1 protein-coding gene is annotated in these 253 nt (G+C 60.5%); it reads right to left on the bottom strand.

Annotated features, from left to right (window positions below; all coding sequences use genetic code 11):
- A partial coding sequence (locus MTCD1_RS19750) for a low molecular weight phosphatase family protein (RefSeq protein ID WP_498067575.1) occupies positions 1-253 on the bottom strand: 253 nt, incomplete at both ends.

The following is a 253-nucleotide window of genomic DNA, read 5'->3' as shown; positions in this document are numbered from 1 at the left end:
AGGCCAGCTCGGCCTTGAGTTGCTCGGCATTCATCTGCTTGAGCGGTAAAGCCAGGAAGGCTTCGATGCGGGTTCTGATCTGTTCCAAGGTGGCATCAAAAGCGGCTTGGATCTCGTCTTCACTGCCCTGGTATTCCGACGGATCAGCCAGCCCCCAGGGAGCCTTGGTCGCGGGCCCGAAAAACACTGGGCAGGCTTCGCCGGCAGCCTTGTCGCAGACCGTGATCACGTAGTCAGGGGCTAGCCCCTCATG

It is taken from the genome of Colwellia marinimaniae (assembly GCF_002207865.1).
Classification (GTDB): domain Bacteria; phylum Pseudomonadota; class Gammaproteobacteria; order Enterobacterales; family Alteromonadaceae; genus Colwellia; species Colwellia marinimaniae.
Note: the sequence above shows the minus strand (reverse complement) of the source record. Positions and strands in the feature narration are given on the sequence as shown.